The organism is Pseudomonas sp. LB3P14 (assembly GCF_054898045.1).
Map to the genome: position 1 here is coordinate 3,575,260 of NZ_CM142714.1, position 22,053 is coordinate 3,597,312.

18 protein-coding genes are annotated in these 22,053 nt (G+C 60.6%); 8 read left to right on the forward strand and 10 right to left on the reverse strand.

The genetic code is table 11. The features are described from left to right. Nucleotides 1-42: 42 nt before the first annotated feature. Genes sixA through ACYZT5_RS16630 form a run of 3 tightly spaced genes read right to left on the reverse strand, consistent with a single transcriptional unit; the run spans nt 43 to nt 1,896 of the window. Nucleotides 43-495: a phosphohistidine phosphatase SixA gene (gene sixA / locus ACYZT5_RS16620; protein ID WP_462052028.1), complete on the reverse strand. Its 453-nt coding sequence runs from the start codon at nt 493-495 to the stop codon at nt 43-45. Beyond that, nucleotides 492-839 carry a DUF4389 domain-containing protein gene (locus ACYZT5_RS16625; protein ID WP_461969439.1) on the reverse strand — a complete coding sequence of 116 codons (348 nt, stop codon included), beginning with the start codon at nt 837-839 and terminating at the stop codon, nt 492-494. Before ACYZT5_RS16625 ends, sixA begins: the two co-directional genes overlap by 4 nt. 31 nt (nt 840-870) lie before the next feature. Continuing rightward, nucleotides 871-1,896: an NAD(P)H-dependent glycerol-3-phosphate dehydrogenase gene (locus tag ACYZT5_RS16630; protein ID WP_282375661.1), complete on the reverse strand. Its 1,026-nt coding sequence runs from the start codon at nt 1,894-1,896 to the stop codon at nt 871-873. A gap of 196 nt (nt 1,897-2,092) precedes the next feature. On the opposite strand from ACYZT5_RS16630, the gene ACYZT5_RS16635 reads away from it, so the two are divergent. The 6 genes from ACYZT5_RS16635 (at nt 2,093) to ACYZT5_RS16660 (ending at nt 9,611) form a co-directional block, all read left to right on the forward strand. Then, complete coding sequence (locus tag ACYZT5_RS16635) at nt 2,093-4,216, forward strand: TonB-dependent receptor plug domain-containing protein (protein WP_462052029.1); 2,124 nt, start codon at nt 2,093-2,095, stop codon at nt 4,214-4,216. A gap of 1 nt (nt 4,217) precedes the next feature. Further along, complete coding sequence (locus tag ACYZT5_RS16640) at nt 4,218-5,150, forward strand: ABC transporter substrate-binding protein (protein WP_462052030.1); 933 nt, start codon at nt 4,218-4,220, stop codon at nt 5,148-5,150. Continuing rightward, nucleotides 5,147-7,048 (forward strand): ATP-binding protein, encoded by a 1,902-nt coding sequence (locus ACYZT5_RS16645; protein WP_462052031.1) that lies wholly within the window; start codon nt 5,147-5,149, stop codon nt 7,046-7,048. Before ACYZT5_RS16640 ends, ACYZT5_RS16645 begins: the two co-directional genes overlap by 4 nt. A gap of 247 nt (nt 7,049-7,295) precedes the next feature. Next, entirely contained in the window at nt 7,296-7,811 is a 516-nt protein-coding gene (gene fabA / locus ACYZT5_RS16650) for a 3-hydroxyacyl-[acyl-carrier-protein] dehydratase FabA (RefSeq protein ID WP_140667384.1), read from the forward strand. Nucleotides 7,812-7,822: 11 nt separating this feature from the next. Continuing rightward, nucleotides 7,823-9,043 (forward strand): beta-ketoacyl-ACP synthase I, encoded by a 1,221-nt coding sequence (gene fabB, locus ACYZT5_RS16655; protein ID WP_462052032.1) that lies wholly within the window; start codon nt 7,823-7,825, stop codon nt 9,041-9,043. 379 nt (nt 9,044-9,422) lie between these two features. Next, nucleotides 9,423-9,611 carry a hypothetical protein gene (locus ACYZT5_RS16660; protein ID WP_462052033.1) on the forward strand — a complete coding sequence of 63 codons (189 nt, stop codon included), beginning with the start codon at nt 9,423-9,425 and terminating at the stop codon, nt 9,609-9,611. Nucleotides 9,612-9,680: 69 nt separating this feature from the next. Here ACYZT5_RS16660 and ACYZT5_RS16665 read toward each other — a convergent pair whose 3' ends face one another. The 7 genes from ACYZT5_RS16665 to ACYZT5_RS16695 all read right to left on the reverse strand — a co-directional run bounded on the left by ACYZT5_RS16665 (nt 9,681) and on the right by ACYZT5_RS16695 (nt 18,022). Then, nucleotides 9,681-10,223 (reverse strand): DUF2058 domain-containing protein, encoded by a 543-nt coding sequence (locus tag ACYZT5_RS16665; RefSeq protein ID WP_462052034.1) that lies wholly within the window; start codon nt 10,221-10,223, stop codon nt 9,681-9,683. 28 nt (nt 10,224-10,251) lie between these two features. Next, nucleotides 10,252-11,085: a nucleoside triphosphate pyrophosphohydrolase gene (gene mazG / locus ACYZT5_RS16670; RefSeq protein WP_462052261.1), complete on the reverse strand. Its 834-nt coding sequence runs from the start codon at nt 11,083-11,085 to the stop codon at nt 10,252-10,254. Between the two features lie 5 nt (nt 11,086-11,090). Next, nucleotides 11,091-13,334, reverse strand: coding sequence for a GTP diphosphokinase (gene relA / locus ACYZT5_RS16675; protein WP_462052035.1), 2,244 nt, complete (start codon nt 13,332-13,334; stop codon nt 11,091-11,093). A gap of 125 nt (nt 13,335-13,459) precedes the next feature. Next, complete coding sequence (gene rlmD / locus ACYZT5_RS16680) at nt 13,460-14,812, reverse strand: 23S rRNA (uracil(1939)-C(5))-methyltransferase RlmD (RefSeq protein ID WP_462052036.1); 1,353 nt, start codon at nt 14,810-14,812, stop codon at nt 13,460-13,462. Further along, nucleotides 14,812-15,714 carry a cysteine synthase CysM gene (gene cysM, locus ACYZT5_RS16685; RefSeq protein WP_462052037.1) on the reverse strand — a complete coding sequence of 301 codons (903 nt, stop codon included), beginning with the start codon at nt 15,712-15,714 and terminating at the stop codon, nt 14,812-14,814. The genes rlmD and cysM overlap by 1 nt, the downstream gene beginning before the upstream one ends. 168 nt (nt 15,715-15,882) lie before the next feature. Further along, nucleotides 15,883-17,313 (reverse strand): histidine kinase sensor domain-containing protein, encoded by a 1,431-nt coding sequence (locus tag ACYZT5_RS16690; protein ID WP_462052038.1) that lies wholly within the window; start codon nt 17,311-17,313, stop codon nt 15,883-15,885. Further along, complete coding sequence (locus tag ACYZT5_RS16695; RefSeq protein ID WP_462052039.1) at nt 17,300-18,022, reverse strand: response regulator transcription factor; 723 nt, start codon at nt 18,020-18,022, stop codon at nt 17,300-17,302. The genes ACYZT5_RS16690 and ACYZT5_RS16695 overlap by 14 nt, the downstream gene beginning before the upstream one ends. A 214-nt stretch (nt 18,023-18,236) precedes the next feature. Between ACYZT5_RS16695 and ACYZT5_RS16700 the strand changes: the two genes are divergently transcribed. Then, entirely contained in the window at nt 18,237-20,990 is a 2,754-nt protein-coding gene (locus ACYZT5_RS16700; RefSeq protein WP_462052040.1) for a response regulator, read from the forward strand. A 21-nt stretch (nt 20,991-21,011) separates the two neighbouring features. Beyond that, complete coding sequence (locus ACYZT5_RS16705) at nt 21,012-22,004, forward strand: 2-hydroxyacid dehydrogenase (protein ID WP_462052041.1); 993 nt, start codon at nt 21,012-21,014, stop codon at nt 22,002-22,004. The last annotated feature ends 49 nt before the right edge of the window (nt 22,005-22,053 follow it).

A 22,053-nucleotide genomic window follows, 5' to 3' on the forward strand; every position in this document is an offset into this window, starting at 1 on the left:
GGAGCAAGCGTAGTCAACCAAGCAGTTGCTCGGTTGACTATTTTACGGGTGCTTGATGCCGGTGAGCTTCATCGCTCCGGCCAGCGGGCCTTCGCCTTCAAGTTCTGCAAGGCCGGCAGTTTTCACCGCCTCCGGGTCCTGCACATGTCCATGCTGAAGGTAACCCAACAGGTTACCCACCAGCGGGTTATGGCTGACCAGCAGCGCATGATCCACAGACACCAACTGCTCGGCCACAGCTTGCGGTCGGTTGTCGGGGGTCAACCACTCGACGGTGCGAATCTCCGGCGCGAAATTCAGCGCCGCACGCACAATTTCTGCCGTCTCCTGCGCTCGCAGGTAAGGACTGGCATAAATTGCAGTGAGCGGCTTACCGATCAACTCTGCCGCGGTGCGCAACACCTCTTCACGACCCTTGACGGTCAGGGTCCGCTCGGAGTCCGGGCGAGTACCGTGTGGCTCGGCTTCACCATGACGCAGTATCCAGAGTTTCATAGCTTGGGCTCCTCATCTCGGGCCGGGTGTGGTGCAGGCGCCACGGCGTGCGGCGCTTCACCTTCCGGTGTACGCGGCGTCGGCCAGTCGGCGAACGGCCAAGGTTTCTGGTCGCTGTGGAAACTGCCGAAACGACCGATCTGTGCCAGAAACTGGCTCAGGCTGTCGCCGAAATTCATCAGGCTGGCGCTTGGGGCGCCATAGATTAAACGATAGATCAACTGCACCAGCACCACGGCGCCGAGGATGAATTGCGCCACTTGCCAGACCAGCACGTAGACGATCATCCACAACACACGCAGCAGGATGGATTCGTACTTGGCTTCTTCTTTCGGATCGTTCATGTCTCGCTCCCTGCCCCTGTAAATTGAGTGCTCAGTTGAAACCACTGGTGGAAATGAAATCGACGTCGGTTTTCGGCTCGGCACGCATCAATAGACCGATCACCTGCTCCAGCGTGCGCCCTTCGAACAGGATGGCATGGAGCCCGGCGACCAGCGGCATATACACGCCCACTTCCTGAGCCTTGGCCTTAAGCACCTTGAGGGTGTTCACCCCTTCGGCGACTTCGCCCAGGCGCGTCACGGCATCTTCCAGACTCAAGCCCTGGCCGAGGGCGAACCCGACCTGGTAGTTACGGCTTTTGGGCGACGAGCAGGTGACGATCAAATCGCCGACGCCCGCCAAACCAAGGAAGGTCATTGGGTTGGCGCCTTGATTCACCGCAAAGCGGGTCATTTCCGCCAACGCTCGGGTAATCAGCATGCTCTTAGTGTTTTCGCCCATGCCCAGCGCCACTGCCATGCCGGCAATGATCGCGTAGACGTTTTTCAGCGCGCCGCCCAACTCCACGCCGAAGCGGTCGGCGCTGGCGTACACGCGAAAGGTCCGGCCATGCAACGCCTCCTGGACCCGCTGGCAGAGTTCTTCGTCTTCGCTGGCGACCACCGTGGCGGTCAGCGCGTGTTCGGCGATTTCTCGGGCCAGGTTCGGTCCGGACAGCACGCCGATGCGCGCTTGCGGGGCGATCTCTTCGAGGATTTCGCTCATCAGTTTGAAGGTGTGGGCTTCGATGCCTTTGGTCAGGCTCACCAGCAGCTTGCCGCTCAAACGTGCGGCGTGAGGAGCCAGCACCGAGCGCAGCGCGCTGGACGGCAGCGCGACGAAGCACAGGTCGCACGCTTCCAGAGTGGCCAGCAGGTCCGTGACAGGCTCGACGGCCGGAAGAATCTTGATGCCTTTGAGGTAACGCGGGTTCTCGCGATTGACCCGAATGGCCTCGGCCTGTTCAGGGTCACGCATCCACTGCCGCACCTGATGCCCGTTCTCGGCCAGCAGATTAGCCACGGCGGTACCAAAACTTCCGCCTCCCAGGACCGCAATTGGGCGCTGTTCAGTCATATGCAATCCGTTAATCCATACCAGTGGCGATGACGGCATTATACGGAGCGGCCCAGTGGCGGCCAGCCCCCGCATCAATTACCGACACTTGTAGGAAGAAGACCAACAAAACCGAGGAAAATGCCCACAACGTGACTGGAAAAGTCATTGCGCTCGGTTAACATGCGCGCCAATTGTTCGCTATCAAGGATGTGTCGTGTCGTTTGGCTCCCCTTCACCTCGCTCGCCGCTGGTACTGGCGCTGATGTTCAGCTCGCCATTGCTCGCCGACGACTTGTTCCTCGACAGCGAGTCGCTGCCGCAAGTGCTGACCGCTACGCGGCTCAAGCAGTCGCCGGCCGCGGTGCCGGGGAGTATGACGGTGATCGACAGCGAACTGATCAACGCCAGTGGCGCCCGGGACATCAGCGAGTTGCTGCGACTGGTGCCGGGAATGATGGTTGGCAACATCAGCGGTAACCAGGCGGCGGTGAACTATCACGGCACCAACGCGACCGAAGCGCGACGCCTGCAAGTGTTGATCGATGGCCGCTCGGTGTACCGCGCAGGCCTGGCCACGGTGGACTGGAGTGACATTCCGGTAGCCATGGAAGACATCGAACGCATCGAAGTTTTCCGCGGCCCGAACACCGTCAGCTATGGCGCCAATGCACTGATGGCGGTGGTCAACATCATCACGCGCAACCCGGCCGACAGCCACGGCACGCGGCTGAAAGTCACCCGTGGACAGCGCGGCATCGACGACTTTTACGCCAGCCAGGGTGTGGGCTGGGACGACGGCGACCTGCGCCTGTCACTGTCCGGTCAACAAGACGACGGCTTCGACTCGGACCGTAATGGCGCCGATTACCGCGACAGCCGTCGCTTGAATCGCTTCAACCTCGCGGTCAGCCAGACGCTCACTGAAAACCAGAGCATCGACTGGCAATTGAATGCCAAGGACGGGACCAACCAGCGGCCATATACCTACCGCCCGGTCTTCTCGGGGATTACTGCTTCCGGGGACAATTCCGACGTCATCGCCAAGGACTACGCCGGCTCACTGCGCTGGAACCTCGACATCAATCCCGATCACAGCCTTTATATCCAGGGCTCGGCGCAACACTGGGATCGTCAGCAAACCTGGCGTGCCTGCGATGCCGAGGTTTCGTTCAGCCCGCAGTTGACCGAGCTCTGGCAGCTCAACCCGAACTACACCGAACGCCTGGCACGCAATATGGAACGCTACACCGGCCCTGGCGCGCCCGCAGGTGACCCGGTCCAGCGTGCACTGGCCAATCAAGTGCTGGACCAATGGCGAAACGGCGCCCGACAAACCCTCTGCGGTGATATCGACCAAAGCGCCCGGGAGTCGCGCTACGACCTCGAAGTGCAGGACACCCTCAGTCTGTCCGATAGTCTGCGGCTGGTCAGCGGCATGAATTATCGTTACGACCGGGCAGATTCCGAGACTTACTTCAATGGCACCCTCGACGACACCACCTGGCGGGCGTTCGGCCAACTCGAGTGGCGCGCCACCGAGCATTGGTTGCTGCAGGGCGGAGCGATGTTCGAAGACACGCAATTGACCGGCAGTTCGCTCACCCCTCGGGTGGCGGTCAACTACCTGATCAACCCGCGCCATGGCCTGCGGGCGGTGTACTCGGAAGCCATCCGCTCACCGGACATGTTCGAGAACAACGTCAACTGGAGCTATCAGGTAAAGAACCTGCGCCCCAGCGCCTATGGCCAGTCCAGTGCCCGTTATTTCGTCAAGACCCGCGGCCCCGGCAACCTCGAACAGGAACACATGCGCTCCCGAGAACTGGGCTACAACGGCTACTTTGCCGAGTGGGGACTGGCGGTCGATGTGAAGCTGTTCTACGACGAAATCACCGGGATGATCAGCGAACCGCTGCGCAACAATCAGTACATCGCCAGCAACTCGAACAGCTCGCGCCTCGAAGGGACCGAAACCCAGCTCGACTGGCGAATCAGCAGCGCCGATCGCCTGCGCCTGACGTACGCCTACGTCGACGCCGAGGCGAGCAACCCACAGGACGCGCAACAGACTGCTCGAAACAGCGGTTCCGCCGGTTGGCTGCGCAACTGGGGCCATGGTTGGAACAGCGCGCTCTTCTACTATGGTGACGATGCGCTGAACGGCTACCGCTTCGAACGGGTCGACACGCGCATCGCCAAACGCATCGGCCTGGGCAAGGCCAACCTGGAATTGGCCGGCGTGCTCCAGCAACGCCTCGACAGTCAGCCCACTACCTTCGTCGACAATAACTACGACGAGCGCCGGGTGCTTTACTTCAGCGCGGAGCTGGCGTTTTAAGATGCTGCATCGCCCGTCACAGAAGACGCCAATCCTTGGCCGCCTGCTGGCCGGGCTGTGCCTGGTGTTTGCCGGCCTGCTGAGTCCCTTGGGGGCCACCGCCGCGGACATTTTGCTGACCGGCGCCGAGGACAGCCCGGGCATGCAATCCTTCACCCAGGCCCTGAGCGAGTTGCGGCCGGCCGATAACGTGCGCTTCCAGCCACTGGCCAGCCTGCCGGCGCCGGGCAAACTGCCCGCCAGCACCCGTTTGATTCTACTCGACCTGCCGAGCCTCGACTGGCGCGTGCAAGACGCCCAAGGCCCGGCGACGCTGGTGCTGCGCATCAGCCGCCTGCAAGCCCGTCAGCATCTGGGCGCCACCCTGCCCCCGCGCCTCAGCCTGCTCTGGAGCGACCCGCCCCTGGAGCGACAATTGCGCCTGACCCGACTGCTCCTGCCTGAGGCCAAACGGGTCGGCGTGCTCTTCGACAGCCACAGCGAATTCCTTTTGAAAGAACTGCATCAGGCCGCCCACTCCCTGGGCCTTGAGGTGGTCACCCAGCGCTGGGATAACACTAACGACAGCCGGCCGCTGCAGACCTTGCTGAAAAACAGCGACGTGTTGCTGGGCCTTGATGATCCCGATGTGTACAACCCGAAAACCGCGAAGAACCTGTTGCTCAGCAGCTATGCACGGCAACTGGCACTGATCGGTCCTAACGCCGGGTTTGTCAGGGCGGGAAGCCTGGCCAGCACCTACAGCGATCAGAGCGATTGGCTGGCGATACTCGACGAACTGCTCGACCGGCCACCGGCCACATGGCCACGCACTCACTACCCGCAACGTTTCAAAGTCTTAAGTAACCCACAAGTGGCTCGTTCATTAGGGATTGAACAGATGAATGAAGCCTCTGTCGCAACACAGTTGGCCGAAGGAGAAAAGCGCCCATGACCTTCCGTCGCCGTTGGGACATCAACACCCGCACGCAAATCATCAGTCTCGGCCCTGCCCTGTTGCTGACGTTGCTGTTGATCAGCTTCTTCACCTTCGTACGGATTCAGGACCTGCGTCGGGAGCTCAACCACACTGGACAGCTGATCGCCAACCAACTGGCTCCAGCCACCGAATATGGGGTGATCTCGGGCAACAACGAGGTGCTCGACAGTTTGCTCAAGGCCACCCTGGCCACGCCCAATGTGCGCTTTCTGGAAGTCCAGGACAGCGCCAACCGGATTCTGGTGTACGTCGAGCAACCGTCGGAAACCCACAACCGCTCGCAACAGGTTGAAGTGTTCCAGGCGCCGGTGCGGCTGCAACGTATCCAACTGCACAATGATTTCTTCCAGAACAGCCGCGTCACCAATAATGCCACCGCCGAGGATTACCTGGGGCGGGTGATCGTCGGCCTGTCCAATGACGCCTTCAGCCAGCGTCAACAGGAAATCCTGTTCAAGGCCGGGATCCTGGCGCTGTTCGCGCTGCTGTTTACTTTTCTGATCGCCCGTCGACTGGCCGGCAGCCTCTCGCAACCGATCCGCGACATCGGCAACGCGGTCAAGGCGATTCAGGACGGCGACTACAAAACGCCACTGCCGATCGTCGACGACACCGAACTGGGCGCGCTGTCGCAACACATCAACAACCTCGCCGACGGCCTCGAACAAGCCAGCCGCGAACAGCATCAAGCGATGGCGCAGTTGATCCAGACGCGCGAGGAAGCGGAAAAGGCCAACAACGCCAAATCCGATTTCCTCGCGATGATGAGCCACGAACTGCGAACGCCGATGAATGGCGTGCTGGGCATGCTGCAACTGCTGGAAACCACCGCGATGACCGAGGAACAGGTCGAATACGCAGCGCTTGCCTCGGAGTCCACCGAACACCTGCTCAAAGTCATCAACGACATTCTCGATTTCTCGCGCATCGAGCGCTCGGAACTGGAGTTGGAGCACATTCCGTTCAACCTCGCGGACCTGATCAGCAGTTGCGCCCAGTCGTTTTCGCACAGCGCCTTGCAACGCAGGCTCGACCTGGCGCTAGTGATCCCGGAGGACATGCGCGCGCTGCAGGTTCAGGGCGATCCGACGCGCATCCGGCAAATCCTGGTCAACCTGATCGGCAATGCGCTGAAATTCACCGAACGGGGCCGTATCAGCATCGAACCGCAATGGCAGTCGCTGGATCACGAACTGCTGTGGTTCACCTGCACCGTGCGCGACAGCGGGATTGGTATCTCGGCTGAAAGCCTGGAATTGATGTTCAACGCCTTCCAGCAGGCCGACAGTTCTATTTCGAGGCGTTACGGTGGCACCGGGCTGGGCCTGCCGATTGCTCGCACGCTGGCTGAACGCATGGGCGGCACGTTACGCGCCCAGAGCGAGGAAGGTCGCGGCTCGGTGTTCACGCTGGAAATCCCGCTGGCACTCTCTAAACAGACGCTGCCGGTATTGGCGCCGCGTACTCAGACCGGCACCGGTGATGGCGAAGGGCGCAATGTATTGCTGGTGGAAGACAATCCGGTCAACCAGACGGTCATCGAAGCAATGTTGCGCAGTCTGGGCTTTACTGTCAGCGTCGCCACCGATGGCGCTCAGGCGGTGCGCAGTGCCGAGAGTCTGATTTTCGAAGCCATTCTGATGGACTGTCGACTACCCATCATCGATGGCTATGAAGCCACCCGACAGATTCGCCAATTGCCCGGCTGCGCTGACTTGCCGATCATTGCACTGACCGCCAACGCCTTGCAGGGCGACCGTGAAGCCTGTTTATCGGCGGGAATGAACGATTACCTGGCCAAGCCCTTCAAACGCAATGATCTGCAGCAAATTCTGCAGCGCTGGGTGCAGTAGTGCAGGCCTTTCGGCTATCTGCGACTGGCGTGAAAGGCGAAAGTGCGGCAGTCTTAGGCACCCGAACAGGCCCGAAAAGGGGCTTGAATAATAATTTCAGTGCACAAGTGTACATTCATGTCCTTGGTGCTGTGACTTTCACCACAACGCAATAGTCTATGAGTAGGCTGCTGACTCGAGGCATGAACGCTTCGATCGGCCGGGAAGATTTGCCCCACCTGCCGCATGGGATTATTGAGGAGCTCGCATGACCCAACAAAACGCCTTTACTCGGGAAGACCTGCTGCGCTGCAGTCGCGGTGAGCTGTTCGGCCCAGGTAACGCACAACTGCCCGCCCCGAACATGTTGATGGTGGATCGCATCACCCATATCAGCGCCGAGGGTGGCAAGTACGGCAAAGGTGAATTGGTCGCCGAGCTGGATATCACTCCGGACCTGTGGTTCTTCGCCTGCCACTTCGAAGGTGATCCGGTAATGCCAGGCTGCCTGGGCCTCGACGCCATGTGGCAACTGGTCGGTTTCTTCCTCGGCTGGCAAGGTTTGCCGGGCCGTGGTCGTGCGCTGGGTTCGGGCGAAGTAAAATTCTTCGGCCAAGTCCTGCCGACCGCCAAGAAAGTGACCTATAACATTCAGATCAAGCGCGTACTGAAGGGCAAGCTGAACCTGGCCATTGCCGATGGTTCGGTCAGCGTCGACGGCCGCGAGATCTACACCGCCGAAGGCCTTCGGGTCGGCGTTTTCACATCCACTGAAAACTTCTAAGGGTTATCCGCATGCGCCGCGTCGTTATCACTGGTCTGGGCATCGTTTCGTGCCTGGGCAATGACAAAGAGACCGTCTCCGCTAACCTGCGTGCAAGCCGCCCTGGCATCCGGTTCAATCCGGAATATGCCGAAATGGGTCTGCGTAGCCAGGTTTCCGGCTCCATTGACCTTCCCCTCGAAGAGCTGATCGATCGCAAGATCTTTCGCTTCGTCGGCCACGCGGCGGCTTACGCCTACCTGGCCATGAAAGACGCCATCGCCGACTCCGGTCTGACCGATGAGCAAGTCTCCAACCCGCGTACCGGCCTGATCGCCGGTTCCGGTGGCGCCTCCACGCTGAACCAGATGGAAGCGCTGGACATCCTGCGCGAGAAAGGCGTGAAGCGCGTTGGCCCGTACCGTGTAACGCGGACCATGAGCAGCACCGTTTCCGCTTGCCTGGCCACGCCGTTCAAGATCAAGGGCCTGAACTACTCCATCGCTTCTGCCTGCGCCACCAGTGCTCACTGCATCGGTACCGCCATGGAACAGATCCAGATGGGCAAGCAGGACATCGTGTTCGCCGGCGGCGGTGAAGAAGAACATTGGAGCCAATCGTTCCTGTTCGACGCCATGGGCGCACTGTCCAGCCAGTACAACGAAACCCCGGAAAAAGCTTCCCGTGCCTACGACGCCAAGCGTGACGGTTTCGTCATCGCCGGCGGTGGCGGCATGGTCGTGGTCGAAGAGCTGGAACACGCTCTGGCCCGCGGCGCGAAGATCTACGCGGAAATCGTTGGCTACGGCGCGACCTCCGACGGCTACGACATGGTCGCCCCAAGCGGCGAAGGTGCCATCCGCTGCATGCAGATGGCCATGTCCACCGTTGACGCTCCGATCGACTACCTGAACACCCACGGCACTTCGACTCCGGTCGGCGACGTCGCGGAGATGAAAGGTGTGCGTGAAGTGTTCGGCGACAAGGCTCCGGCCATCAGCTCCACCAAGAGCTTGTCGGGTCACTCCCTGGGCGCCGCCGGCGTTCACGAAGCGATCTACTGCATGCTGATGATGGAAGGCAACTTCATGGCGGGTTCCGCCAACATCGACGAACTGGACCCGGAAGTGGCTGACATGCCGATCCTGACCAAGACTCGCGAAGACGCCACCATCAACACCGTGATGAGCAACAGCTTCGGCTTCGGCGGCACCAACGCCACGCTGGTACTGAAGCGCTGGCAGGGTAAGTAATACCCCGCCGCTTCACTGCACATAAAAACGCCCCGACTGGTTCGGGGCGTTTTTTTTGTGCCTGGAAATGTGCACTGCAATGCTTTTTGTAGGAGCCAGGCTTGCCGGCGAAGACGTACTTGAGGACGCCTTCGCCGGCAAGCCTGGCTCCTACAGGTACCGTGACCAAGCCGCGGTTTTCTTCAATGTAAACATGAAGCTTTTGTCATAAAACTCAACGCCCTGCGACCGAATGTCGCGTATTTAGCGGGCTGCAGGACTTTCTCCGATTTTGCAAAAGTCCGTTACCAAACTCAGTCGTTTACTTAGCCAGCTAACCAAACATATAACAGAGGCCTGCACACGCCTTGCTGCAGATAACAGAGATTGGAGCTAGCAGATGACTGTAAAAGTAACTGAACGCGACGATTCACATAAATCCCATGAAGGCATAGCCGCCGGTATCCGGATGTGGGACGTGCACCAACAAGACATGCTGGTGGGGATGTTCCACTCCGAGACCGACGCTCACAGCTACAAGGCCGAACTGGAAAAACTGGAGCAGCAACGAGCGCTCCAATCCGCATAAGCAATGACAGCATTGAAAACGACAAACCCCGCCATGAGCGGGGTTTGCCGTTGTTGCAGCCTTAACGGTTTACCACATCAGATCGTCAGGGATCTGATAGGCCGCATACGGATCGTCCTCGGCAGCGACTTCTTCGGTCTTCACATTCAGCTGCACGATGCGCTGTGGATCGCGCTCCTGGATCTTCAGGGCCGCTTCACGCGGGATCACTTCATAACCGCCGGCATGGTGCACGATCGCCAGCGAACCGCTGCTGAGCTTGTTGCGCATCAAGGTGTTGACGCAGAGGCGCTTGACCTTCTTGTCGTCGACGAAGTTGTAGTAGTCCTCGGTCGTCAGCTTCGGCAGACGCGACACTTCGATCAATTGCTTGACCTGGGCGGCGCGGGCCTTGGCTTCTGCCTTCTCCTGCTGCTGACGGTTCAGCTCCTGGTCGCGCTTGACCTTCTCGGCCATGGCTTCCTGGGCGGCGCGCTGCTGGGAGTCATCGAGTTCGATCTGACCTTTGTGGGCCAGACGTTGCTGTTTCTGCTTCTCTTTGCCGACCTGTTTGGCCTGCTTTTGGTTGACCAGCCCTGCTTTGAGCAACTGGTCGCGAAGGGAAATGCTCATGGTGCTTATTTCTCACTTAGGCAACTGCTCAACCGCAGCTGGGCAAATTCTTTTCCTGACGTTTGGCTTCGCCCCACAAGGCGTCCAACTCTTCGAGGGTGCAATCTTCTATGGGACGGTGGGTATCGCGCAATGCCTGTTCGATAAAACGGAAGCGTCTTTCGAACTTGCTGTTGGCGCCACGCAGTGCAGTTTCCGGATCGACCTTGAGATGGCGCGCCAGATTGACCACGGAAAACAACAGATCACCGACTTCATCGGCAATCGCTGCCGAGTCATTGTCGGCCATGGCTTCGAGCACTTCATCAAGCTCTTCGCGGACTTTATCCAATACCGGCAAGGCGTCCGGCCAGTCGAAACCGACCTGCCCTGCACGCTTCTGCAACTTCGCGGAACGGGACAGCGCCGGCAATGCGGCGGGTACATCATCGAGCAAGGACAGTTGTTCAGGCGCGGATGATTTCTCGGCACGCTCTTCAGCCTTGATCTCTTCCCAGCGCTGTTTGACCTGTTCTTCATTCAGACGCGGGACATCCAGCGGCGCGTACAGATCGCCGGTCGGAAACACGTGAGGATGACGACGGATCAGCTTGCGGGTAATGCTGTCGATAACCCCGGCGAATTCGAAGCGCCCTTCTTCCCGGGCCAGTTGACTGTAATAAACCACCTGGAACAGTAAATCCCCCAACTCACCCTGCAAATGATCGAAGTCACCGCGCTCGATGGCATCGGCGACTTCGTAGGCTTCTTCGAGGGTGTGCGTGACGATGGTTTCGTAGGTTTGCTTGATGTCCCACGGGCAGCCGAACTGCGGGTCGCGCAGACGGCTCATCAGGTGAAGCAAGTCTTCAAGGCTGTACATCGGTTTCATGGAGTCCGGTTACGGCGGGTTTCGATGATGTTTGGCAACTGGGAAATTCGACCCAGCAACCGCCCCAGTGCATCCAGTCCCGGAATCTCGATGGTCAGGGACATCAACGCGGTGTTGTCCTCTTTGTTCGAGCGGGTGTTCACCGCCAGCACGTTGATCCGTTCGTTGAGCAGCACTTGCGAAACGTCACGCAGCAAACCGGACCGGTCGTAGGCGCGGATGATGATGTCCACCGGATAGGTGAGCACCGGCACCGGACCCCAGCTGACCTGGATGATCCGCTCGGGCTCGCGCCCGCCCAGTTGCAGCACCGAGGCGCAGTCCTGACGGTGAATGCTCACGCCACGGCCCACGGTGATGTAACCGACGATCGCATCCCCTGGCAGCGGCTGGCAGCAGCCGGCCATCTGGGTCATCAGGTTGCCGACGCCCTGGATCTGGATGTCACCGCGCTTGCCTGGTTTGTAACCGGTGGCCTTGCGTGGAATCAGTTCCAGCTGTTCGTTGCCGCGTTCCGGCTCGACCAGTTGCTGCGCCAGATTCACCAGTTGCGCCAGACGCAAATCGCCGGCACCGAGGGCGGCGAACATGTCCTCGGCGGTTTTCATGTTGGCCTTTTCGGCCAGCTTGTCGAAATCCACTGCTGGCAGACCGAGGCGATTGAGTTCGCGCTCGAGCAAGGTTTTACCCGCCGCGACGTTCTGATCGCGCGCCTGCAATTTGAACCAGTGAACGATCTTCGCCCGTGCCCGCGAGGTGGTGATGTAACCCAGGTTCGAGTTCAGCCAGTCGCGGCTCGGGGTGCCATGCTTGCTGGTGATGATCTCGACCTGCTCACCAGTTTGCAGGCTGTAGTTGAGCGGAACGATGCGCCCGTTGATCTTCGCGCCACGGCAGTTGTGACCGATTTCGGTGTGCACGCGGTAGGCGAAGTCCAGCGGTGTAGCGCCCTTCGGCAAGTCGATGGCGTGACCGTCCGGGGTGAAGATGTAGACCCGGTCCGGCTCGATATCGACCCGCAGCTGTTCTGCCAGGCCGCCGATGTCACCCAGCTCTTCGTGCCACTCGAGGACCTGACGCAGCCAGGAAATTTTCTCTTCGTAATGGTTGGAACCGGATTTGACGTCAGTGCCTTTGTAACGCCAGTGCGCGCAAACGCCCAGCTCGGCTTCTTCGTGCATGGCGTGGGTGCGGATCTGCACTTCCAGCACCTTGCCCTCGGGGCCGATCACCGCGGTGTGCAGCGAGCGGTAGCCGTTCTCTTTCGGGTTGGCGATGTAGTCGTCGAATTCTTTCGGGATGTGCCGCCACAGGGTGTGGACGATACCGAGCGCGGTGTAGCAATCGCGCATTTCCGGCACCAGCACGCGAACGGCACGCACGTCGTAGATCTGGCTGAATTCCAGACCCTTGCGCTGCATTTTGCGCCAGATCGAATAGATGTGTTTGGCCCGGCCGCTGATGTCGGCATCGACGCCAGTGGCCTGCAGTTCGTTTTTCAGCTGAGTCATCACGTCGCTGATGAAGCGCTCGCGATCCAGGCGCCGCTCATGAAGCAACTTGGCGATCTGCTTGTACTGATCGGGCTCAAGGTAACGGAAGGACAAGTCCTCCAGTTCCCACTTGATGTGACCGATACCGAGACGGTGAGCCAAAGGCGCGTAGATATCGAAGACTTCGCGAGCGACGCGGTTGCGTTTTTCGTCATCGGCGGTTTTCACCGCACGGATCGCGCAGGTGCGTTCGGCCAGTTTGATCAGCGCAACGCGAACGTCGTCGACCATGGCGACCAGCATCTTGCGCAGGTTTTCGACCTGGCCCTGAGTGCCCAGCACCAGGGATTGACGGGGGCTGAGGCTGGCGCTGATCGCCGCCATGCGCAACACGCCGTCGATGAGTTTGGCGACCACCGGACCGAAGCGCTGGCTGACCGCCGGCAATTCAATCTGGCCTTCGCGCACGCCGCGATACAGGATCGCGGCAACCAACGAATCCTGATCGAGTTTGAGGTCGGCGAGAATCTCGGCGATCTCAAGGCCCGTGCGGAAACTGGACGTCCCTTCGGACCACAGGTTCTTCGCCGCATTGGCTTGCTGTTCGGCCTGTCGAGCGAACTCGCAGGCTTCCTTCAAGGCTTCGCGATCCAGTGCCGGATCGACACTGACCGCGTGATCGAGCCAAGCCTCGAGATTGATACTGCCGTCGGTGTTGATCGGCTGGTGTGCTCTCACCTGTACCATCTTGCTTACCTTCCCTACGACGCAGATTCAATGCGTCAAATCGCTGACCTTTTCGTTACCCGTGAACGCTCGCGGGGCTAATGCGAGCGCGGCACGGGCGGGCCAGTCGGACCAGACGAGCCGTCCTAGCTCGCTTCAAATAACGCCATGGCCTCGACATGTGCCGTCTGAGGAAACATATCGAGAATCCCGGCACGTTTTAACCGGTAGCCCTGCTTGATCAATTCGACCGTATCGCGCGCCAGCGTTGCAGGGTTGCACGACACGTACACCAACCGTTTGGCGCCCAGGGACGCCAGCTTGCGCACGGCCTCGAAAGCACCGTCACGCGGTGGGTCCAAGAGTACCGCAGAAAAGCCTTCGCGCGCCCATTCGGCATCGGTCAAGGGCTGGGATAAATCGGCCTGAAAAAACTTTACGTTATTCAGATTATTGCTAGCGGCGTTTGCAGCTGCCCGCTCGACCATCGCCTGCACACCTTCCACCGCCACCACTTCGCGAACGACTTTGGCCAGCGGCAAAGCGAAGTTGCCCAACCCACAGAATAGATCGAGAACTCGCTCATCTGCTTTCGGCTTCAACCAGTCCAGCGCCTGGGCAACCATTGCTTCGTTGACCCCGGCGTTGACCTGAATGAAATCCCCCGGCCGATAGGCCAGGTTCAAGTCCCACTGTTCAAGTCGATAACCCAACGACTGGTCAGCCTCGACCGGTTGCGGTTCGCCGTCACCGTGCAGCCACAGTTGGGCGTCATGGAAGGCGCAGAAATCCTTGAGTATCGTCATGTCGGCGTCGGACAGCGGCGCCATGTGCCGCAGCAAAACGGCCAGCTTTGATCCGGCAAATAATTCCACATGCCCCAGCGCTTGAGGCTTGCTCAAGCGCCGCAACATCTCCGGCAGGCGGGTCATGATCGGTTGCAAGGGCTGTACCAGCACCGTGCATTCGTTGATCGCAACAATGTCCTGACTGCCAGCGGCGCGGAAACCGACTTCGAGTTTTTTCGCCTTCATGTCCCAGCGTACCGCCACTCGGGCGCGTCGGCGGTAACCGAATTCCGGACCGCTCAACGGCGCGGCCCATTCTTCGGGTTCGACACCGGCGACCTTCGACAATTGCTCGGCGAGCATGCGCTGTTTCAGGGCAAGTTGTTCGTTGTGAGGCAGATGTTGCACGCTGCAACCACCACAGCGACCGGCATGCGGACACGGTGCCGGCCGGCGCAGTTCGCTGGCCTGGAAGACGCGCTCGGTACGTGCCTCGACCACTTTGCCGTGGGCGCCCAACACGCGCGCCTCGACTTCTTCACCGGCCAAAGCGCCGATGACGAACCAGGTGCGACCTTCAAAAAAAGCGATACCGCGACCGTCATTGGCCAGGCGCTCGATGCTCAAGCGCTGCTTTTTGCCCGTCGGGATTTGCGGGGCCTTGCTGCCGCCCGTGGGTTGGAAGCGCAGGCCTCTCTCTTGCTTGGCCATCAGTTGGGCGCGTCGAAAATGCCGGTCGACAAGTAACGGTCGCCACGGTCGCAGATGATCGCGACGATCACCGCGTTTTCAACTTCTTGGGACAGACGCAGCATGGCTGCCACGGCACCGCCCGAGGACACGCCGCAGAAGATGCCTTCTTCGCGGGCCAGACGACGGGTCACGTCTTCGGCTTCGCTTTGCGCCATGTCGACGATCCGGTCCACGCGCTCGGCCTGGTAGATCTTCGGCAGGTATTCCTGCGGCCAGCGACGGATGCCCGGAATCGCCGAGCCTTCCATCGGTTGCAGACCGATGATCTGCACGTTCTCGTTCTGCTCTTTCAAGTAGCGCGAGACGCCCATGATGGTGCCGGTGGTGCCCATCGAACTGACGAAATGCGTGATGGAGCCTTCGGTCTGACGCCAGATTTCCGGGCCGGTGGTGGTGTAGTGCGCTTCGGGGTTGTCGCCGTTGGCGAACTGATCCAGCACCTTGCCGCGGCCTTCGGCCTGCATCCGGTCGGCGAGGTCACGGGCACCTTCCATGCCTTCTTCCTGGCTGACCAGAATCAACTCGGCGCCATAGGCAGTCATCGCCGCCTTACGCTCGGCGCTGGAGCTGTCGGGCATGATCAGGATCATCTTGTAACCCTTGATCGCGGCAGCCATCGCCAGCGCGATCCCGGTGTTGCCCGAGGTCGCTTCGATCAGCGTATCGCCGACGTGGATCTGCCCGCGCAACTCGGCGCGCGTGATCATCGACAACGCCGGCCGGTCCTTGACCGAACCCGCCGGGTTATTCCCCTCGAGCTTGAGCAAAAGGGTATTGCTGGTGGCGCCAGGCAGGCGCTGCAAACGGACCAGCGGGGTGTTGCCGACGCAATCGGCGATGGTTGGGTACTGCAAGGTCATGGCGTATTCGCAATCCAGACTGCGGGGGCGCCTATCATACCGACAAACTTCGGCAGGCCATATCACGCAAAGTGCGGTGCTTATGGCTTATGGGAATAAGGGCGGATTTTATGGTGGACGTTAGGGCCTCTTCGCGGGCAAGCCCGCTCCCACAGGGTGCGGGGTTGATCACACGATTTGTGGCTGGCAGAGAACCACTGTGGGAGCGGGCTTGCTCGCGATGGCGTCGTCACTGACACCTCCATCATCAGCCACTAATCGAATATTCAGCCGCAACCCTACCTCAGTGTTCTCAGCCCAAAGACTGCCACCCTGCCGCGTCACCGCATTCCTCGCAATGCTCAACCCCAAGCCAAATCCACCATCCCCCGGTCGCGAACCGTCAAGTCGGATGAACGGCGAAAAGATCCGCTCCAGATCTTCATCAGCCACCCCGCCACCCTGATCCTCCAGCCACACATGCCAGAAATCGCCATCGCGCTGTCCGCCAAGGCGCACAACGCCACCCGGCGGTGAATGACGAATGGCATTGCGCAGGATGTTTTCCAGCGCCTGGGCCAACGTATTGAGATTGCCGCGCACCCAGCAGGACGAATCCACCGCACACTGCAACTGGCTCGCCGGCCAGCCACTTTCATAGCAGGCATTTTCCGTGAGCATCTCCCACAACGCCTGGATCTGGATTGCTTCGTCGGGCAATGGGGCGCGCTCGGTGTCAAGCCAGGCCAGTTGCAGGGTGTCTTCCACCAGTCGTTGCATGCCATCGACCTCTCGGCCAATGCGCTCGCGCAATTGCGCCAGCCCCTGCTCGCTTTCGCTGGCTACCCGCAGGCGACTCAGTGGCGTGCGCAATTCGTGGGACAGGTCGCGCAGCAGTTGTTGTTGCAGGGCCACCGTGCTTTGCAGGCGCTCGGACATGTGATCGAAGGCCCGCCCCAGTTCACCCAACTCATCCGAACGGTTGGTGGTTTGGCTCGACAAGCGCACGCTCAGCTGGTCGGCACGCCAGGCATTGGCCTGTTCGCGCAGACTGTTTAACGGCACGACCAGCAACCGATACAGACCGACGCACAGTAGTAATGTGAACAGTCCGGGAATCACGCCGTTGGTGATCACCCGCCAGAACACCCGGTAGCGGCCGGGCATGAAACGCTGGGGCAGTTCGATGACCAGGCTGCCGGCGGACGGATCGTTGGGAAAAGGCACGCGCAGCCACGGCAGGCCTTTGCTATGGCGACTCATCGGCCAGTCCAGACCGCGCAAAAAGGTCAGGCGCTGGATTTCTTTTTCCGTCAGCGGGTAACTGCTCAATGACTGCAAATCGCCGCCAATCACACCGACCCATGTCGACTCGCGATGGCCGACACTCTGCAACCAGGCATCGACGCCTGCACTCTGGCGCTTGTTCCATGCCTGCTCGGCCTCGGCGGCGTAGCGGGTCAGCGTGCCCCGGGCCTCGTTGGACAGGAACAGGTTTTTCTGTTCCATGTAGCGTCCCCAGGACCAACTGAGCCAGATCATCAGCAGACAGAACGCCACCAACAAACAGGCCAGCTTCCAGAACAGCGAATGCCTGCCTGGCAGGTCAGACCATTTCATCGACAGCACTCAATACGTAACCCTTGCCCCAGACAGTGCGCACTTCCCGCTCGGTGTAACCGATGGCCTTGAGCTTGCGACGGATCTGGCTGATGTGCATGTCGAGGCTGCGGTCATGGGGCGCATAACCTCGCTGCAAGACATGCTGATAAAGGAAGGCTTTGCTCAGGACTTCATCGCCGCTGCGGTTCAGCGTTTCCAGCAACCGGTACTCGCTGCGGGTCAGGCCGGCAACGTGTTCGCCATAAAAGACATCACAGCGTTCATCGTCGAAACGCAGGCTGCCCGCCGAAGAGGCAATCGGTGCCGGCGCTGGTCGGCGGTCAAGCGCAACCCGCCGCAGGATCGCTTCGATGCGCACCCGCAACTCAACCATGCTGAAGGGTTTGGGCAGGTAATCATCGGCGCCCAGGCGAAAGCCACTGATGCGATCCGCCTCGGCACCGAGCGCCGACATCAGCAGCACCGGGGTGGAATGGCTTTGGCGCAACTGTGTCAGTACGTTCAGCCCGTCCAGGCCCGGCAGCAGAATATCCATCAGCACCACATCGAAAACTTGCTGGCGGGCGATGGTCAAACCTTCATGACCGTTCTGGCACCATGTCACCTGAAAACCGCAACGTCCCAGGTGCTCGTGAACATAAGCACCGAGCACGAGGTCGTCTTCTATGGAAAGAATTCGGGGCTGGCCAATAGAGATGGGAGTCATGAGTATCTGCAAATAATTCTCAGTTGGCGATTATTCAAGATTGCCTCGCTGTGGGCAACCCAAGCTTTGCCCATGACGTAGAAAGTGGCGATCGGGCCGACGAATGCCGACATCAATTTACGAAGATTGCCCGCTTGCAAATAGCTACACTGCGCAAGTGGCGCGTGCCGGACGTACGTGCAGGTCATTAAATAGCTGGATGCAGGAGAGATGCGTGCTCAAGAAACTGGGAATTAAAGGCCGCGTGCTATTGCTGACCCTGTTGCCGACCAGCCTGATGGCATTGGTTCTGGGCGGCTATTTCACCTGGATGCAGCAATCCGACCTGCAAACCCAGCTCATGCAGCGTGGCGAGATGATCGCCGAACAACTGGCGCCCCTGGTGGCCCCGGCCATGGGCCACAAGAACACCGAGCTGCTGGAACGCATTGCCACCCAATCTCTCGAACAAACGGACGTGCGCGCCGTTTCGTTCCTCGCGCCCGACCGCTCTCTGTTGGCCCACGCCGGCCCGACCATGCTCAATCAGGCACCGGTCGGCAACAGTTCGCAGATGCTGCGCCGCAGCGGCAATGACGCGACGCGTTACTTGCTGCCGGTGTTCGGCAAGCACCGCAATCTGGCCGGTGACGTGATTCCCGATGAAGCCGACCGCCTGCTGGGCTGGGTCGAACTCGAACTGTCCCACAACGGCATGCTGCTGCGCGGTTACCGCAGCCTGTTTGCCAGCCTGCTGTTGATCGGCGCAGGCCTGGCCGGTGCGGCGCTGCTGGCGTTGCGCATGGGCCGGACCATCAATCGGCCGCTGAGCCAGATCAAGCAAGCGGTGGCGCAACTCAAGGACGGTCATCTGGAAACCCGTCTGCCGCCCCTCGGCAGCCAGGAGCTGGACACACTGGCGTCCGGCATCAACCGCATGGCCGGCACTCTGCAGAACGCGCAGGAAGAATTGCAGCACAGCATCGACCAGGCCACCGAAGACGTGCGCCAGAACCTTGAAACCATCGAAATCCAGAACATCGAACTGGACCTGGCGCGCAAGGAAGCCCTTGAAGCGAGCCGGATCAAATCCGAGTTCCTGGCCAACATGAGCCATGAAATCCGCACGCCGCTCAACGGCATTCTCGGCTTCACGCACCTGCTGCAAAAAAGCGAGCTGACGCCGCGCCAGCTCGACTATCTGGGCACCATCGAAAAGTCCGCCGACAGCCTGTTGGGGATCATCAACGAGATTCTCGACTTCTCGAAAATCGAGGCCGGCAAACTGGTGCTCGACCATATTCCGTTCAACTTGCGCGATCTGCTCCAGGACACGCTGACCATCCTCGCCCCGGCCGCCCACGCCAAGCAGCTGGAACTGGTGAGCCTGGTTTATCGCGATACGCCGCTGTCGCTGGTGGGCGATCCGCTGCGGCTCAAGCAGATCCTCACCAACCTGGTCAGCAATGCGATCAAGTTCACCCGCGAAGGCACCATCGTCGCCCGGGCCATGCTCGAAGAAGAACATGAAGACAGCGTGCAACTGCGCATCAGCATTCAGGACACCGGTATCGGGCTGTCGAACCAGGACGTGCGCGCCTTGTTCCAGGCCTTCAGCCAGGCCGACAATTCGCTGTCCCGGCAACCGGGCGGCACCGGTCTGGGATTGGTGATTTCCAAACGCCTGATCGAGCAGATGGGCGGCGAGATCGGTGTCGACAGTACGCCCGGCGAAGGCTCGGAATTCTGGATCAGCCTGAGCCTGCCCAAAACCCGCGACGACGCCGAAGACCTGCCCGGTCCACCACTGCTCGGGCGCCGGGTGGCGGTACTGGAAAACCACGAACTGGCCCGTCAGGCGTTGCAGCATCAACTGGAAGACTGCGGCCTCGAAGTCACCCCGTTCAATACCCTGGAAAGCCTGGCCAATGGCGTGACCAGCGCACATCAGACCGATCAGGCGATCGACCTGGCGGTGCTCGGCATCACCAGCAATGACATGCCACCGGAGCGCCTCAACCAGCACATCTGGGACCTCGAACACCTGGGCTGCAAGGTGCTGGTGTTGTGCCCGACCACCGAACAGACGCTGTTCCACCTCTCGGTGCCCAACCCGCACAGCCAGCTCCAGGCCAAACCGGCCTGCACCCGCAAGTTGCGGCGGGCCTTGTCCGACCTGGTCAACCCGCGTCAGCACCGCAGCGAACCCGGCGAGCCATTGTCCAGCCGTGCGCCAAAGGTGCTTTGCGTCGACGACAACCCGGCCAACCTGCTGCTGGTGCAAACCCTGCTCGAAGACATGGGCGCCAAAGTACTCGCGGTGGAAAGCGGTTACGCGGCAGTCAAGGCGGTGCAGACCGAGACCTTCGACCTGGTGCTGATGGACGTTCAGATGCCCGGCATGGACGGGCGTCAAAGCACCGAAGCGATTCGCCAGTGGGAAAGTGAACGGCATTGCACGCCGCTGCCGATCGTTGCCCTCACCGCTCACGCCATGGCCAACGAAAAACGCGCGCTGCTGCAAAGCGGTATGGACGACTACCTGACCAAACCGATCAGCGAACGGCAACTGGCCCAGGTGGTGCTGAAGTGGACCGGCCTGGCGCTGCGCAATCATGGCCCAGAGCGTTCCAGCGACAGCCACGGCGGCGGTCATGAGTTGCAGGTGCTCGATCACGAGGAAGGTTTGCGCCTGGCGGCTGGCAAGGCTGACCTGGCGGCGGACATGCTGGCGATGCTGCTGGCGTCGCTGGAAGCCGACCGCGAGGCGATTCGCTTTGCCCGGGAAAACAACGACCAGAACGCCCTGATCGAGCGAGTCCATCGTCTGCATGGCGCAACACGCTATTGCGGCGTCCCGCAACTGCGCGCCGCCTGCCAGCGCAGCGAAACCCTGCTCAAACAACAGGACCCGAAAGCCCCCAGCGCGCTGGAAGACCTCGACCGAGCCATCAATCGCCTGGCCGCCCATGCCCGTATCAATGCTTGATGGACATTCCAGGAGGACCGCATGCGCACGATTCTTTTCAGCAGCCAGACCTACGACCGCGACAGTTTTCTCAGTGCCGAGCGACCGGCCGGCATCGAGCTGCACTTTCAATCGGCGCGACTGAGCCTCGATACGGTGGCGCTGGCGGAGTATCACGAGGTGGTCTGCGCCTTTATTAATGATGACCTCAGCGCACCGGTGCTCGAACGCCTGGCCGCCGGCGGCACACGCCTGATCGCCCTGCGCTCGGCCGGTTACAACCATGTCGACCTGGCGGTGGCGAAGCTTCTGGGATTGTCGATTGTGCGCGTTCCGGCCTACTCGCCCCACGCGGTGGCGGAACATGCAGTGGCGCTGATCCTGGCGCTCAACCGACGCCTGCACCGCGCCTACAACCGCACGCGCGAAGGGGATTTCAGCCTGCACGGGCTGACCGGCTTCGACCTGATGGGCAAGACCGTCGGCGTGGTCGGCACCGGACAGATCGGCGCGACCTTCGCGAAAATCATGAACGGCTTTGGCTGCCAATTGCTCGCATACGACCCCTTCCCCAACCCGCAAGTCGAAGCCCTCGGTGCTCGTTACCTGAGCCTGCCGGAACTGCTGGCCGAGTCTCAGATCATCAGCCTGCACTGCCCGCTCAACGAGCAGAGCAAACACTTGATCAACAGCGAGTCACTGGCGCACATGCAGCCCGGCGCGATGCTGATCAACACCGGACGCGGTGGTCTGGTGGACACGCCGGCACTGATCGACGCGTTGAAGGACGGTCAACTGGGTTATCTGGGGCTGGATGTGTATGAAGAGGAGGCGCAGCTGTTCTTCGAGGACCGTTCCGACCTGCCGCTGCAGGACGATGTGCTGGCGCGGCTGCTGACCTTTCCGAACGTGATCGTCACCGCTCACCAGGCCTTCCTGACCCACGAAGCCCTGGGCGCGATTGCTGCGACCACCCTGCAGAACATCGCCGCCTGGGCGGCGGGCGCGCCAGCGAATCTGGTGAAGGGTGACTGAACCAGATCGAAGGTCACATGCCCGCGCCATGCTGCGCTGATGTCCGTGC